This window comes from Streptomyces sp. NPDC017993 (genome assembly GCF_044328065.1).
GTDB lineage: Bacteria > Actinomycetota > Actinomycetes > Streptomycetales > Streptomycetaceae > Streptomyces.
The window spans coordinates 155,342-170,980 of sequence record NZ_JBIRGO010000005.1 but is presented as its reverse complement, the minus strand read 5'-3'; the positions used below and the strand labels follow the sequence as shown (position 1 = coordinate 170,980).

At 72.9% G+C, this 15,639-nt stretch carries 9 protein-coding genes; 4 read left to right on the top strand and 5 right to left on the bottom strand.

Annotation, left to right across the window (positions count from 1 at the left end):
• Nucleotides 1–31 precede the first annotated feature (31 nt).
• From ACH4FH_RS10380 to ACH4FH_RS10370, 3 genes are all read right to left on the bottom strand, one after another.
• A complete protein-coding gene (locus tag ACH4FH_RS10380; RefSeq protein WP_398555638.1) occupies nucleotides 32–1,174 on the bottom strand; it encodes a VWA domain-containing protein in 1,143 nt (380 codons plus the stop codon).
• A 344-nt stretch (nucleotides 1,175–1,518) separates the two neighbouring features.
• Entirely contained in the window at nucleotides 1,519–4,335 is a 2,817-nt protein-coding gene (locus ACH4FH_RS10375) for a DUF5682 family protein (RefSeq protein WP_398555355.1), read from the bottom strand.
• Nucleotides 4,332–5,465, bottom strand: a complete 1,134-nt coding sequence (locus tag ACH4FH_RS10370) for an AAA family ATPase (RefSeq protein ID WP_398555354.1) — start codon at nucleotides 5,463–5,465, stop codon at nucleotides 4,332–4,334. The genes ACH4FH_RS10375 and ACH4FH_RS10370 overlap by 4 nt, the downstream gene beginning before the upstream one ends.
• A 167-nt stretch (nucleotides 5,466–5,632) precedes the next feature.
• Here ACH4FH_RS10370 and ACH4FH_RS10365 point away from each other — a divergent pair, with 167 nt between their 5' ends.
• Together ACH4FH_RS10365 and ACH4FH_RS10360 are read left to right on the top strand one after the other, a co-directional pair.
• The gene (locus tag ACH4FH_RS10365; RefSeq protein ID WP_398555353.1) at nucleotides 5,633–7,012 is read left to right on the top strand and encodes an SWIM zinc finger family protein; all 1,380 of its coding nucleotides are present in this window, start codon (nucleotides 5,633–5,635) and stop codon (nucleotides 7,010–7,012) included.
• 190 nt (nucleotides 7,013–7,202) lie between these two features.
• Complete coding sequence (locus ACH4FH_RS10360) at nucleotides 7,203–8,978, top strand: DUF5691 domain-containing protein (protein ID WP_398555637.1); 1,776 nt, start codon at nucleotides 7,203–7,205, stop codon at nucleotides 8,976–8,978.
• Nucleotides 8,979–9,136: 158 nt separating this feature from the next.
• Here the strand turns inward: ACH4FH_RS10360 and ACH4FH_RS10355 are convergent, their stop codons facing one another.
• On the bottom strand, nucleotides 9,137–9,595 hold the full coding sequence (locus ACH4FH_RS10355) for a cobalamin B12-binding domain-containing protein (RefSeq protein ID WP_398555352.1): 459 nt from the start codon (nucleotides 9,593–9,595) through the stop codon (nucleotides 9,137–9,139).
• Between the two features lie 384 nt (nucleotides 9,596–9,979).
• On the opposite strand from ACH4FH_RS10355, the gene ACH4FH_RS10350 reads away from it, so the two are divergent.
• Nucleotides 9,980–10,879, top strand: coding sequence for an alpha/beta fold hydrolase (locus tag ACH4FH_RS10350; RefSeq protein ID WP_398555351.1), 900 nt, complete (start codon nucleotides 9,980–9,982; stop codon nucleotides 10,877–10,879).
• 224 nt (nucleotides 10,880–11,103) lie between these two features.
• Nucleotides 11,104–12,948: a peptidoglycan DD-metalloendopeptidase family protein gene (locus tag ACH4FH_RS10345; RefSeq protein WP_398555350.1), complete on the top strand. Its 1,845-nt coding sequence runs from the start codon at nucleotides 11,104–11,106 to the stop codon at nucleotides 12,946–12,948.
• 63 nt (nucleotides 12,949–13,011) lie between these two features.
• On the opposite strand, the gene pcrA is transcribed toward ACH4FH_RS10345, so the two are convergent.
• Complete coding sequence (gene pcrA / locus ACH4FH_RS10340; protein ID WP_398555349.1) at nucleotides 13,012–15,498, bottom strand: DNA helicase PcrA; 2,487 nt, start codon at nucleotides 15,496–15,498, stop codon at nucleotides 13,012–13,014.
• Between the last annotated feature and the right edge of the window lie 141 nt (nucleotides 15,499–15,639).

Genomic DNA, 15,639 nt, shown 5'->3' with positions numbered 1-15,639 from the left:
AGGTGCCGCGCAAGTCCTGCCGGTGCTCCTGTCACCGTTGCTCCGCCATGTCCGGTATGGGCAACGGCCGTTTCTCGAGGGCCGCCGCCATCACGTCCGGAAAGAGGTCCGGTGTGCACGCGAACGCCGGTGCGCCCAGGGCGCCGAGGGCCGCGGCATGGTCACGGTCATAGGCGGGTGCTCCCTCGTCGGAGAGTGCGAGCAGCGTCACGAACTGCACCCCGGACGCCTTCATCGCGGCGACGCGCTTGAGCATCTCGTTGCGGATGCCGCCCTCGTAGAGGTCGCTGATGAGCACGACGACGGTCTCGGCGGGCCGGGTGATGCGCGATTGGCAGTAGGCGAGCGCGCGGTTGATGTCCGTGCCCCCGCCGAGCTGGGTGCCGAAGAGGACATCGACCGGGTCGTCGATCTGGTCCGTCAGGTCGACCACCGCGGTGTCGAAGACGACCAGCCGGGTGTCGATGGCCCGCAGAGAGGCCAACACCGCGCCGAAGACCGAGGCGTAGACGACGGATGCGGCCATCGAGCCGGACTGGTCGATGCAGAGCACCACTTCCTTCTTCACCGACTGCGCGGCCCGGCCGTATCCGATCAACCGCTCGGGCACGACCGTGCGGTAGTCGGGGAGGTAGTTCTTCAGGTTCGCCCGGATCGTGCGGTCCCAGTCGATGTCACGGTGACGCGGCCGGCTGATCCGTGCGGAACGGTCCAGCGCGCCGGTGAGAGTGGCCCGGGTGCGGGTCGCGAGCCGTTTCTCCAGTTGTTCGACGACCTTGCGGACGACGGCCCGCGCCGTCTCCTTGGTCGTCTCCGGCATCACCTTGTTGAGCGAGAGCAGGGTGCCCACCAGGTGCACATCCGCCTCGACGGCCTCCAGCATCTCCGGCTCCAGCAGCAACGCGGACAGGCCCAGCCGGTCGATGGCGTCCCGCTGCATCACCTGCACGACGGAGGAGGGAAAGTACGTACGGATATCCCCGAGCCAGCGCGCCACCCCGGGCACCGATGCCCCGAGCCCCGCCGAACGCCGCCTGTCGTCAGCCCCTTGCCTGCCCTTGCCGCGTCCGTAGAGCGAGGCCAGCGCCCCGTCCATCTCGGCATCCCGCCCCTGCAACGCGCGCCCGGTGCCGTCCGCCTCTCCCCCACCGAGCACCAACCGCCAACGCCGCAACCGCTCATCCTCGGAGAGGGCGACGTCGGGGGTGGGGGTGTCGGAGGCGGGGGTGTCGGAGGCGGGGGTGTCGGAGGCGGGGGTGTCGGAGGCGGGGGTGTCGGAGGCGGGGGTGCCTGCGGTGCGGGTGGGGGTGCCCGCGCCGGGAGCGGGGGCGGGAGTCGAGGTGGTCGGGCCGGCCTTCGCCGTGGCGGTCACGGTCGTCTCGGCCACCGCCGTCTCAGCCACCGCCAGGTCGCCCACCACCGGGTCGCCCGCCGCCGTGTTGCCCGCCGCCGGGTCGCCCACCGCCGTGTCGCTCACGGCCGTCGTCTCGGCCGCTGTCACCTGGGACCTGTTCGTCGTCATCCCGCCGCCCCCGCATGCTCGTTGTCTCGTTCAACGCGTGCCGTGCGCGCTGTGCGTGCTGTGTGCGGGTCGCCCGCGTCGCGGTCATCGCGTATCCGATGCCGGTCAGGCGCCCCTTCGTCGACGGCATGCCCATCGAGCCCCGGCTCGCTGGAACCCGACTCACCGAAGCCCCGCTCCTCAAAACCCAGCAGCAGGCGCAGGGTGGGGAGGACGGCCGCGGCACGGTCGCGGTCCAGGCCGGGGCCGAAGCCCGGGGCCGCCGCCTCCTCGCCGGCGTCCGCAGGGGCGCCGGAGCCGACGGTGGGGCCGCGCCGGACCAGCTCACCGAGCGTGCGGCGGACCCCGGCTTCGTACTCCGCGAACGTCCTCCGCAGCAGCGGCAGGACGTCCGTGAAGGCGGCACCAGGCACCCGCGTCAGCCACCCGTCCACCAGCGCGAGCAGGCGTTCGTCATGGACCAGGAGCATGCCGCCGTCCCCGCCGCCGACGAAGCCTTCGATCCACCCGGCGGCGTCCGCGGGCGGGGTGCCGGGCGAGAGCGCCAATCCCATCAGCTGCTCCGCACCACCCTCGCCCAACTGCCCGTCGTCGAGGAGAAGTCGGGCCGCTCGCCCCCGCATCAGTCCGGGAACGGTGTCCCGCCCCGATATCGTCCGCAGCACCCCTGCCCACCGGTCCCGCAGCCCGGCCGCATCTCCGCCCGCGCCGGCGGCCGAGCCCTGACCGACCCCACCTGGAGCGGGACCGGCCGGCGCAGTGCCGGCGGGCGCAGTGCCGGCGGGCGCAGTGCCGGCGGGCGCAGTGCCGGTCGGCGCATCGGATGCCAGGCCGGCATCGGCCTGGAGCCGCCCGAGGAGGGCAACGGCCCGGTGGGTGGCGTCGAGATGGCCGCGCATCTCCGCCGCCCCGTCCAGGTCCAGCCCCGCGCAGGCCGGCGGCAGGCCGACGAAGACGCGTTCGGCCAGGCCCATCGCCACCTCGCGCAGCGCCGCACCGTCCGTGCCGCGCACATCGCCGTACCGCACCGACCGCACGAGGGCGGGCAGCGCCTGGGCGAGATGGCCCACGTCCGCGTCCAGTGCGGCGCGGTCCGAGAGCACCCGCATCACCACCGGCAGGGCGTCGGGGAGTTCGGCGAGCAGGCACTGCTCGGCAAGCGCCGTCACCGCGGCCAGGTCGGCGGCGCCCACCGCGTCGGACGCGGCCTTGGCGGTGGCGGCGGAGAGCACGGTCGTGCCCCAGATGCCGGCCTCGGCGACCCGCACGGACAGTTCGGGCTCCCAGCGCAGCCGCCAGGTCTCCCGGAACGTTCCGGTGCTGCCGCGGGAGCGGGTCGGCTCCCCCCAGGGGATGCCGAGCAGCCTCAGCCGGTGCAGCAGCCGGCTGCGTCCGGCGTCCGTCTCCTTCCGCAGGTCCAGCTCCATCTCCCGCTCCAGCGCCTCCGGTTTGAGGCGCAGCGCTCGCCGGATGCGGGCGATGTCCCGTTCCAGTGGGACGGCGGGCGCGTCCTCCGGCACCTCGCCGAGCACATCGCCGACCACCAGCCGGTCGTGGATGAGGGTGGACGGCGCCTCGGAGCCGTCGCCCATGACGGCCCGGATCGCGTCGTCCGTCTCGGCCAGCCCGGCCAGCGGCCGCCCGCGCACCGTGGCGAGCCCCTCGGCGAGCCGGACCGCCTCGATGACATGCGCGGAGGAGACGGCGTAGTCCTCCTCCCGCAGCAGGCCCGCGACCTTGGTCATCCAGCGCTCGATGGGGCGGTCGGGGGCGCTGAAGAGATGGCCGTACCACCCGGGCGAGGCGATACCGGCGCCGTAGCCGCTGCGGCGGGAGAGCCGCCGGTGTGTCCACGGCACCCAGGTCAGCGCCGCCTTCACCTTCGGCAGGCCCTTGAGCAGTGCCCGGTCGGCGGTCACGGTGCTGCGGCGGGCCAGCGCCGGTACGTGCCAGGCCCCGCACACCACGGCGATGTCGTCCCCGAACTCCTTGCGCGCGGCCCGCAGCCGGAGCCTCATATGGGCTTCGCGCACCGGGTCGCGGTCGTGCCCGCCGTCGCCGTACACCTCACGGAGCGCGGCCATCGCCTCGGCCAGCGCGTTGAACGGCGCGAGCGCGTCGGCCTCCGGCCCGCTCGTCCCGCGGTGCTCGACGACGTCCTCCCACCAGCGCTCGGGATCGTCGTAACCAGCGGTGGCGGCCAGCACCCGGAGCGGATCGACGCGCACCTCGGCCCGGCTGTCCGGAGCGCTGTCGCCCTGCTCTCCCTCTCCCGGACGCGCGGGTGCCTCTCCTGGCCCGGGTGCCTCTCCTGGGCGCCCGCCTTTCCCCGCCGCTTCTGCCCTCGCCGGCTCTTCTGGCCTCCCCCGCCCCTCCCGTGCCCCGGGCCGTCCGTGGTCTTCTGCCCTCTCGGCCTCTTCGGGTGCCTCTGCCTCCTCCATTGCCAGGGAGTGCGCCGCGGGCAGGTCGATGAAGCGGACCGGGACGCCGTGCTCCAGGGCCCAGCGCAGCGCCACCCACTCCGGGGAGAACTCGGCCAGCGGCCAGAACGCCGCCCGGCCCGGGTCGTCCAGCACATGGGCGAGCAGCGCGACGGGCGGTCGCATACCGTCCTGCGCCGCCAGCGGCACCAACTCATCGGCCTCGGGCGGCCCTTCGATCAGTACGGCGCGGGGCGCGCACTGCTCAAGGGCCGCCCGCACCGCCCGCGCGGAGCCGGGGCCGTGGTGCCGCACCCCGAGCAGCACCGGCTCACCGCCCGACGCGGGCCTCTCGGCCGTCCTCTCCGGGGCGGCCACGCCTCCCCCGGTCATGCGCTCGCCTCACGGCAGGCGCGGTAGAAGTCCTTCCAGCCGTCGCGCTCGCGCACGACCGCCTCCAGATACTCCTGCCAGACGACGCGGTCGGCGGCCGGATCGCGGACCACCGCACCCAGAATGCCTGCGGCGACATCACCGGAGCGCAGCACGCCGTCCCCGAAGTGAGCCGCCAGGGCCAGCCCGTTCGTCACCACCGAGATGGCCTCTGCCGTGGACAGGGTGCCGGAGGGTGACTTGAGCTTGGTGCGGCCGTCGGCGGTGATGCCGTCGCGCAGCTCACGGAAGACCGTCACGACCCGGCGGATCTCCTCCAGGCCCTCCGGCGCGGCCGGCAGGTCCAGCGAGCGGCCGATCTGCTCGACCCGGCGCGAGACGATGTCCACCTCTTCGTCCGGCGTCGCGGGCAGCGGCAGTACGACGGTGTTGAAGCGGCGGCGGAGCGCGCTGGAGAGTTCGTTGACGCCGCGGTCGCGGTCGTTTGCGGTGGCGATCAGGTTGAAGCCGCGGACTGCCTGCACCTCTTGCCCCAGCTCGGGGATGGGCAGGGTCTTCTCCGACAGGACCGTGATGAGCGTGTCCTGGACGTCGGCGGGGATGCGGGTCAGCTCCTCGACCCGCGCGGTCATGCCCTGCGCCATCGCCCGCATCACCGGGCTGGGCACCAGCGCCTCGCGGCTTGGGCCGTTGGCGAGCAGCTGGGCGTAGTTCCAGCCGTAGCGGATCGCCTCTTCAGGGGTGCCGGCGGTGCCCTGCACGAGCAGTGTGGAATCGCCGCTGACGGCCGCCGCCAGATGCTCGGAGACCCAGGTCTTCGCCGTGCCGGGCACCCCGAGCAGCAGCAGGGCGCGGTCCGTCGCGAGGGTCGTCACCGCGACCTCGACGATCCGGCGCGGGCCGACGTACTTCGGTGTGATGAGTGTGCCGTCGGCGAGCGTGCCGCCGAGCAGATAGGTCGCGACCGCCCAGGGCGAGAGTCGCCAGCGCTCCGGCCGCGGCCGGTCATCGGCCGCGGCGAGGGCCTTCAGCTCCGCCGCGAAAGTGTCCTCCGCGTGCGGCCGCAGCGCCTCGCCGGGCCCGGTCGCCCTTGCCTTGTCATCCATCGTCCCGACGCTGTTCTCGGACATCGCTCCCCCTCGTCGCAAGATGTGCGGCCGGCACCCCGAAACCCCGTCGGCCGCTTGCGGAACCAAGCCTGCACCACCCCACTGACAACGGCCGAAATACCGCCCCTGACCTGCCACTTCACCCCGGTTCGCGGCCGTTGTCAGTGGTGGGTCGTAGCGTCGTTGACATGAATTCGCAGGGGGAACGCTGGACGACGGAGCAGGTGCTCGCGCTCGCACCTGACGAGGCATCACGCAAGGCGGGCGGCAAGCTCGCGGCGCCCGGCCCGTGGTCGGAGGCGGGGGCGGCGGACGGCGCGGTGTGGGGACAGTGCAGGGGCAGCGGCAAGAAGCCGTATCAAGCGGTCGTCGACATCAAAGGGCCGGCCTTCAAGTGCAGTTGCCCGAGTCGAAAGTTCCCGTGCAAGCACGCACTGGGGCTGTTGCTGCTCTGGGCCGGCGGCGACGACGCGGTGGTGGCCGGGGATCCACCGCCGTGGGCGGGCGAGTGGCTGGCCGGGCGCCGGGAGCGTGCCGAGCGCTCCGCCGACGCACCCGGCGGTGGCGGCGGCGCATCGCGCGCGCCGGCCGATCCGGAGGCCGCCAGGCGGCGTGCCGAGCGGCGACTGCAACGGATCGGCGCAGGCGCCTCGGAGCTGGAGCAGCGGCTGGAGGACCTCCTGCACTCCGGTCTGGCTGCGGCCGACCGCGCCGGCTACGGCTCCTGGGACGAGACGGCCGCCCGCATGGTGGACGCCCAGGCGCCAGGACTCGCCGCGCGGGTAAGGGAGTTGGGGTCGGTCGCGGCCTCCGGGCCGGACTGGCCCGCCCGGCTGCTGGAGGAGTGTGCGCTGCTCCATCTCCTCGACCGGAGCTTCCTGGGGATCGAGCGGCTACCGGCCCCGCTCGCGGCGACGGTGCGCTCCCGCGTCGGGTTGACCACGGAAGCGGCGGACCTGCTGACCGGCCCCGACGCGACCACGATCCGCGACCGCTGGCTGGTGCTGGCCCAACAGGACTCCGACGACGGAAGGTTGGTCACCCGCCGGATCTTCCTGCGCGGTGAGCGCACCGGGCGCATGGCGCTGCACCTCTCCTTCGGTGGTGCGCACCGCCCCCTGGAAACGGCCCTCCCACCGGGCCTCGTTCTCGACGCCGAGCTGGCCTACTACCCGGGCGCCCGCCCGCTGCGCGCCACCCTGGGTGAACGGCACGCCCCGGCGGCGCCAGGACCGATCCCGTCGGGCGGCGGCATCGACGCGGCCCTCGCCGCGTACGGCGACGCCCTGCGCGACGACCCCTGGCTCGACTCCTGGCCGGTGGTGCTCGGGGACGTCACCCCCATACCGGGTCGCGACGGCACCGGCTGGCAACTGGCCGACGCCGACGGCGAGTCGGCGCTCCCTCTCGACCCGCGCTTCCTGGGCCGTACGGGCCTGTGGCAGCTGGCCGCCCTGTCCGGTGGCGCTCCGATCACGGTCTTCGGGGAGTGCGGGCACCGCGGCTTCCTGCCGCTCACCGCCTGGAGCCCGGCCGCCGGCGGGGACGCGTCCCCGGTGTCCCTGTGACCGTGCCCCCCGTGACCGTGCCGCTGCGACCCGCCCCGGCCCTGCGGTGATGCCGCCTTCTCCCGCGCGCCGGGCCCACACCTGGAGGAACACCATGCCCAACCCCCTGGCCACCACACCGGCCGTTGCACCCGGCACCCCCCGCACGCAACCGACCACCGGCCCGTCCCCCGAGCATCTCGGCGCACCCATGGGCGCGAGCACGACCGCCTCCCCCACCGGGTCCGCGCACACCGCCTGGTCCGACTTGGTGAGCGCCGCACTGCTCGGTACGGAGCGTCGCGACCCCCCGGTGGCCGTACGGCCGGGCCAGGGCGGAGCGGCCGCCCTGCTGGACGCCGCCGCGGTGAGCACGGTGCGCCGCCGCGCAGCGCTGCGCCCCGCCCCGGCCGGCGAGCGGCCCGCCCCCGCTCCCGCCGACCCACGCCCCCCGCTACCGGCCGCCGCGCGGCGCAGGCTCTCCCTGCTGCTCGCCGATCGCGGCAGCGCCGGCGGCAGCCGTCGCGGCCCGGCGCCCGATCTCACCGAGCTGCTGCCCCAGTGGCTCGCCGCGGCGGGCGAGCTCGGCTACCGCGCCCCCGAGGCGCTGCTGCCGGCGCTGCTCGACGCCGCCCGCGCCCGGACGGACCTGCGGTCCGCCGCCCTCTCCCTGGCCGGCCCGCGCGCCCTGTGGCTGGCGCGGCTCAACGACGACTGGAAGTACGCCCTCCGCGGCATCGGCGGCCCCGCCCTGCCCGGCACCGAGGACGCGGAGAGCGTACGGGCGCTGTGGGAGGAGGGACTGTTCGCCGAGCGGGTCGCGCTGCTGACGGCGCTGCGCCGCCGCAGCCCGCAGGCCGGCCTCGACCTGCTCGCCTCGACATGGGCGAGCGAGCGCGCCGAGGACCGGCTGATGTTCCTCGACTCCTTGCGCGAGGGTCTCTCCGCGGGTGACGAGCCGTTCCTTGAACAGGCGCTGTCGGACCGCAGCCGCAACGTCCGCGCCACGGCCGCCGAGCTGCTGTCCACGCTGCCCGGCTCCGCGCTGGCGGCCCGGATGGCACAGCGGGCCCGCACCTGCGTCAGCCTGGACCGCATGGCCGGCTCGGCCGGCGCTCCCGGCACCCCTCTGCCCACTGCCCCGGAACCGGTCGGACCGGTGATCCTCGTCGAGGCGCCGCACGAGTGCGACGCCGGCATGCAGCGGGACGGCGTGGCGGCGAAGCCGCCGTCCGGGCGGGGCGAACGCTCCTGGTGGTTGGGCCAGTTGGTGGACGCGGCACCCCTCGACGCCTGGCGTGAGCGCTTCGGCGGCCTGGAACCGGCGGCGATCGTCGCCCTGCCGGTGGCCGATGACTGGCGTACGGAGCTGCACGACGCGTGGTGCCGCGCCGCCGTACGCCAGCGGAACATCGACTGGGCCCATGCGCTGCTGGGCGCGCCCAGCGCCCCGTCGCAGGCCGCCGAGGTCGCGCCGGGCGGCTCCTCCCGCGATCTGGCGAAGCTGCTCACCGTACTGCCGGAGGGCGAACGCGCCGGATGGGTGGCGGAGTTCATCGCGGCGCACGGCCTCTCGGAGGCGTTCCGGCTGCTCGGCGTGTGCGGGGTGCCCTGGTCCGAGCCGTTGGGCCGGTCGGTCGTGGACGCGCTGGACATAGCCCGGGACGCGGGCAGCTACCCGTGGAGCTTCAGCGGAGTGATGGGCCTGGCGGAGCGCTGCCTGGACCCGGCGGCCGCGGACCACCTGGAGAAGCTCACCGCGCTCACGGACGAGCCGGAGGGCGCCTCGCCGGGCTCCGGCGGCTACTGGTCCGAGGCGTTCCAGCGCCTGGTCGGCACCCTGCGCCTGCGCGCCACCATGCACGCGGAACTCCGCCACCCCGCAGCCCTGGAAGAGAGCCCGCAGCCGCACAGCGCCCCCGCGCCACTCACGGAGCGCACCCTCCGGGCCGACGCCACCACCCCGGCCACGGCGGCGAAGCCGTGAGACCGGCCCCGGAGGCGACGCCCCCCGCTTCCCCGTCCGGAGGTGAAGCCCCATGCCCCACCTCCGAGGGCAGGCCCGGTCGGCTCAAGCCCCACGACCCCCGAGACCGCTGGTCGCCAGCCCTTTGCCGGCCGGCCCCTCAGTGCCTCAGCTCGGACTCAGACCGCCAGCGGACGGACGTTGGCGTTGACCCACTCCACGATGGAGGCGGTCGTCGCACCCGGCGTGAAGATTTCCGCGACGCCCTGCTCCTTCAAAGGCGCGATGTCCGCCTCGGGGATGATGCCGCCGCCGAAGACCTTGATATCCCCCGCGTCGCGCTCCACCAGGAGGGCGATCACCTTCGCGAAGAGGGTGTTGTGGGCGCCCGAGAGGATGGACAGCCCGATCGCGTCGGCGTCCTCCTGGATGGCGGTGTCGACGATCTGCTCGGGGGTCTGGTGCAGACCGGTGTAGATGACCTCCATACCGGCGTCGCGCAGGGCCCGCGCGATGACCTTGGCACCCCGGTCGTGACCGTCCAGTCCCGGCTTGGCCACCACCACCCGGATCGGCCCCGACCGACCCGTCGCGCTCGGGCTCTCCGCTTGCGCTCCGTCTTGCCGCGCCACACCCATCACTGCCTCCAAGCCATGCACGGCACCCGCTGTAGCGGTGCCGCCGAGCCGACAATCGATCGCGCGACCGCGATCCGGCGGCCACGAGCGTGAACGAACGTTATCGCCAGCATCCCGTACCCAGCAGTTTCGTGACATGCGGGGAGGGGGAAATCACACATGGGACACGTTCGCTACGCGTCGCGTCCCGCGTGTCGCACCGTCGCGGCCCAGCGGCGGCAGCGTCGCGCGGGCCGGGCGCATGGGGAGCCGCAGCCGGGCCTCCACGCCGCAGGGCGCGCGCCAAGGCCGCAGAGCAACACGCTCGAGGCCACTGCCTACGGCTTCCCACGAGGGCGACCGGGGGTCAGAGCCGCCTCCCGGATGCCGTTCGGGAGGTCCGCAATGCCGGCCACGCCCTTTCTCTCCGCAGCCCTTCTCCTGGCGCACCTCCGCTTCGCGCCGCTCGAATGCACGCGCACGCTCTCCACACGCGTCTCCTCGCTGCTCCCCCTCAGCATGTTCATGGATCTCGCGGTCCTCGCCGGCCATCTGCTCCTCTACCCGACGGGCATCTCCCAGGAGCAGCCCGCACCGGGCCACGCCCCCCGTCCCACGGGACAGGACGCCGACCCCGACTCTCCCGCCGTACTCCCGACGGAAGGGCGGGCCCATCCGCCCGTTCTGATGCTGCACGGCTTCATCGACAACCGCTCCGTCTTCGTGCTGCTTCGCCGCTCGCTGCGACGGCACGGCTGGCGCCATGTCGAGGCGCTCAACTACTCCCCGCTGACCTGCGACCTCCGAAAGGCCGCCGATCTGCTGGGCAAGCACGTGGAAGAGGTGTGCCTGCGGACCGGGCACCACCAGGTGGACATCGTCGGACACAGTCTGGGTGGACTGATCGCGCGGTATTACGTACAGCGACTGGGTGGTGACTCCCGGGTGCGCACGGTGATCACTCTCGGCACGCCGCACTCCGGCACCAGCGTCGCGCCGGTGATGTCGGCGCATCCCATCATCCGGCAGATGCGGCCGGATTCCGATGTCATCGCGGAGCTGGCACTCCCGGCTCCGCATTGTCGGACGCAATTCGTCGCGTTCTGGAGCGAGGAGGACCAGGTGATGGTGCCGCCCCGGACGGCCTGCGTCGCTCACCCGGATTTGCGTGCGCACAACGTGCATGTCACCGGTGTCGGACATCTCGCGCTACCGGTCAACGGCACGGTCGCGGCGGGCATCCGCGAGGCACTTACCTCGGTGGAGGAGGCGGAAGGGACAGGAAGGGCTTTTTCGGTGGCTTGAACCGATCCCCCACCGCGTCGCATTGCCCTCGCATTCGCACGACGATCAAGACTTGACGTCGAACAAGCGTCGAACGTCGCGCCAATATCTCGCATGTCGATTGGCGAAAGGCGGCCAAATGCCCGGTCTCGTGGAGCCTGAAACCTGCGGAAGATTGTCGCCGTCCCGTACCGCCGGGTACAGTCGCCGCTAATTCTCCTGCTGCCGAGGCGAAAGAGAAGTTGGTGAACGACCGTCACCCATCGGAGGCTCCGCTTCCGACAGGCCCCGCTTCCGACGCCTCGCATGCGCACTATCCGGGCTACGACGCCTACGCCCCGCAGCACTCCCAGGATGCCGTGGCCGAGTACGGCGGCGGCGACCCGCTCTTCGGTTCGCTTCCCGGCTCGTACGAAACGGGCCAGTACGACACCGGCGCGTATGCCACGGACCCTTATGCCACAGGCACTTACGACACCGGTGCCTATGGCACCGGCGCCTACGACACGGGTGCCTACCCGCAGGGCTACGGTCAGGGCGGGTACGACGCCGCCGGCCATCCCGACGCCTTCGTCCCGGGCCAGTACGACTCCGGCGGCTACGAGACCGCTGCCTACGCCGCCTACGGCACGCAGCAGCCCGCCGTGGACCACGACCCGTACGCACACACCGCCTACGGGACTCCCGCGTACGACACCACCGGGCACAGCGTGGCCGGGCAGGAGACCGGCGCGTACGGGCACCCCGGATACGACACCGGCTACGGAGTCCCGGCCCAGTCCGAGGGCGGGTGGGACGCGCACCACTACGCCACCGGCGCCTACGACAGCGGCAGTTACCCCACCCACGGCTACGACCCCGCCGGCTATCACGCCGACGCGCTCCAGGAGACCGGCAGCTTCGACGCCACCGCCGTCTGGTCGACCGAGGACCAGGGCCTGACCGCGAGCATCCCGGCCCAGGCCGGGCCCCCGCCGACCGACACCGCCCAGTGGGACGCCACCACCTGGGGAGAGGCGACGGGCTACGGGACCGGCCAGTTCGAGGCCGCCTCGTACGACTCCGACCCGTACGCGACCGGCCAGTTCGAGACAACGTCCCACGAGGGCGCCCTCTACGGGGCGGCCGCCGACGACGTCCCCGGGCACGACGCCGCCGCCCAGGAGAGCCCCGGCCACGAATTCACCGGGCAGGTGCACGAGGCGTACGCCCCGGAGACCGATGCCCACACCGCCTCGACTCCCGTCTCCGAGGACGCCGCGGCCGTCGCCGACGCGATGACGCAGGCCATGCCGGTCACCCCGCCGGTCGCTACGCGCGTCGTCGGCCGGGAGTCCGGCAAGGCCGGCCGCGGCCGTGGCCGCCGTCGGCCGGTGAAGCGGTCGGCGCTGCTGACCGTCGCCGTCCCCTCGGTCGCCGCCATGGGCGTGTGCGCCGTGGCCGCCGCTTCCGTCAGCGGCTTCACGGGCGACGACAAGGAAGAAGCGACCGCGCAGGCCGCTCCGGACACCGACGGCGTCAAACCGGCCCTGGCCAACAGCAAGCTCGACACCCAGCTCGCCGGGCTCAGCAGGGGCGCCGACGACTTCCGCGACCGGGCCAGCCGTACCCAGGAGCGGATCGACCTCAAGGAGCGCCAGGCGCTGGAGCGGAAGCGCGCCGCCGAGGAGGCGGCCCGCAAGGAGGCCGCCCGCCCCAAGTTCCTGCTGCCGGTCAAGCAGCACGGACTGAGCGCGCTCTACGGCCAGGCAGGCGTCAACTGGATGTCCGTGCACAGCGGCATCGACTTCCCGGTCAGCTACGGCACCCCGGTCATGGCCGCCACCGACGGCACCGTACGCACCCAGTGGAACTCCGCGTACGGCAACATGGCGATCGTGACGGCCTCCGACGGCACCGAGACCTGGTACTGCCACCTCAGCAGCACCAAGATCCGCTCGGGTTCGGTCAAGGCCGGCGACCAGATCGCCTACTCGGGCAACTCCGGTAACTCCACCGGCCCGCATCTGCACTTCGAGGTGCGCCCCGGCGGCGGCGAGGCGGTCGACCCGCTGCCGTGGCTGCGCGGCCACGGCCTCGACCCCAACTGACCGGCTCCCGGCCCGTCGAGAGGGCCGAGGGCGGCGCCCCCGGCCCGACGGTCTGCCGCGTGACTACAGCTTCTGCACCGGCGCGTACCGCAGCAGCAACCGCTTCGGCTTCTCGCCGCCGAAGTCGATCGTCGCCTCGGCGTTGTCGCCGCTGCCCTTGACGCCCACGACCGTGCCGAGCCCGAAGCTGTCGTGGGTGACGCGGTCGCCGATGGTCAGCGCGACCACCGAGTGGTCCTTCGACCGTCGGGTCGCGAAGCCGCTCGGCCCCTTCGCCCGTGCCGACGACGACAGTGCGGAGCCGATGCCGCTCCCGAAGCCGCCGCCACCCGACGACAGTCCGCCCATCGAGGCGGACGGCGTGGCGGGCCCGGTCCGCTTCCATTCGACGTGGTCGTCCGGGATCTCCTCCAGGAACCGGGAGGCGGGGTTGTACGAGGGCTGTCCCCAGGCGCTGCGCATCGTCGAGCGGGTGAGGTAGAGCCGCTCGCGGGCGCGGGTGATGCCCACGTACGCCAGCCGGCGCTCCTCCTCCAGCTCCTTGGTCTGGCCCAGCGAGCGCATGTGCGGGAAGACGCCGTCCTCCATGCCGGTGAGGAACACCACCGGGAATTCCAGGCCCTTGGCGGTGTGCAGGGTCATCAGGGTGATGACGCCGCTGCCGTCCTCGTCCTCGTCCGGGATCTGGTCGGAGTCGGCGACCAGTGCGACCTGCTCCAGGAAGTCGGAGAGGGTGCCGGGGTTGTCCTCGCCGCGGTCCTGCTCGAACTCCAGGGCCACCGCTGCGAGTTCCTGGAGGTTCTCGATGCGGGTCTCGTCCTGCGGGTCGGTGGACGCCTGGAGTTCGGCGAGATAGCCCGTGCGCTCCAGCACGGCCTCCAGGACGGTCGCCGGGCCCGCGCCGGACTCGACGATGGTGCGCAGCTCCTCCATGAGGACGTTGAACCGCCGGACGGCGTTGGCGGAGCGGGCCGCCATGCCGTACGCCTCGTCGACCCGGCGCAGCGCCTGCGGGAAGGTGATCTTCTCGCGCAGCGACAGGGCGTCGATCATCGCCTCGGCGCGGTCGCCGATGCCGCGCTTGGGGACGTTCAGAATCCGGCGGAGCGGGACGGTGTCCTCGGGGTTGGCGAGCACCCGCAGATACGCGAGGACGTCGCGGACCTCCTTGCGCTCGTAGAAGCGCACGCCGCCGACGACCTTGTAGGGCAGCCCCACCCGGATGAAGATCTCTTCGAAGACACGGGACTGGGCGTTGGTGCGGTAGAAGATCGCGACATCGCCGGCCTTGGCGTCGCCGGCGTCCGTCAGCCGGTCGATCTCGTCGGCGACGAACTGCGCCTCGTCGTGCTCGGTGTCGGCGACATAGCCGGTGATCTTGGGGCCGGCGCCGGCGTCCGTCCAGAGGTTCTTGGGACGGCGGTTCTCATTGCGCTCGATGACGGCGTTGGCGGCGCTGAGGATCGTCTGGCTGGAGCGGTAGTTCTGCTCCAGCAGGATCGTCGTGGCGTCCGGGTAGTCCTCCTCGAACTGGAGGATGTTGCGGATCGTGGCGCCGCGGAAGGCGTAGATGGACTGGTCGGCGTCGCCCACGACGCACAGTTCGCCAGCGTCCTCCGCCGGGCCGACCAGTTCGCGTACGAGGGTGTACTGCGCGTGGTTGGTGTCCTGGTACTCGTCCACCAGCACGTGCCGGAAGCGGCGGCGGTAGTGGTCGGCGACGTCCGGGAACGCCTGGAGCAGATTGACGGTGGTCATGATGATGTCGTCGAAGTCCAGGGCGTTGGCCTCGCGCAGACGTGCCTGGTACATCGAGTACGCCTCGGCGACGGACTTCTCGAATCCGTCGGCGGCCTGCTGGGCGAAGGCCTCCTCGTCGATGAGCTCGTTCTTGAGGTTGGAGACCTTGGCGCTGAAGGACTTGGGCGGGAAGCGCTTGGGGTCGAGATCGAGGTCCCGGCACACCAGCGCCATCAGCCGCTTGGAGTCGGCCGCGTCGTAGATCGAGAAGGAGGACGTGAAGCCCAGCTTCTTGCTCTCCCGGCGCAGGATGCGGACGCAGGCGCTGTGGAAGGTGGAGACCCACATCGCGTGGGCGCGCGGGCCGACCAGCTCCTCGACGCGCTCCTTCATCTCGCCCGCGGCCTTGTTGGTGAAGGTGATGGCGAGGATCTGGCCCGGGTGCACACCGCGCGCGCCGAGCAGATGCGCGATGCGGTGCGTCAGGACGCGGGTCTTGCCGGAACCGGCGCCCGCGACGATCAGCAGCGGTCCGCCGGTGTGTGCCACGGCGGCCTTCTGCTGGTCGTTGAGCCCCTCCAGGAGGGCGTCCGGATCGATCACCGGGCGGGCGGCGCCGTCGCGGTAGTAGCGGTCGCGCCCCGGGCCGATGGCGTGCGGGATCCCGCCGGGCACGTCGAAGCGGCCGCCGAACAGGTCGGCGGGGATCTCCTCCTGTGCGGGACCGTCCTCGTCCTCGGGAGGGGGCGGGGGCTCCTCGCCCTTCGGGCCGAGGTCCGCCAGGAAGCTGTCGTCAAAGAGGCTGCTCATCGCCCACCGAGTCTAGGCCGCCCCACTGACAGCCCGCCCCGGAGTAGCCGATTGTGGGTTCCGAATCGGCCGGGGTGACGCCGGAGGGGGGCCGGGAAGCGGCGGAGCGGGGGCCGTGGGGCGTCGAAACCGAGGGCCGGA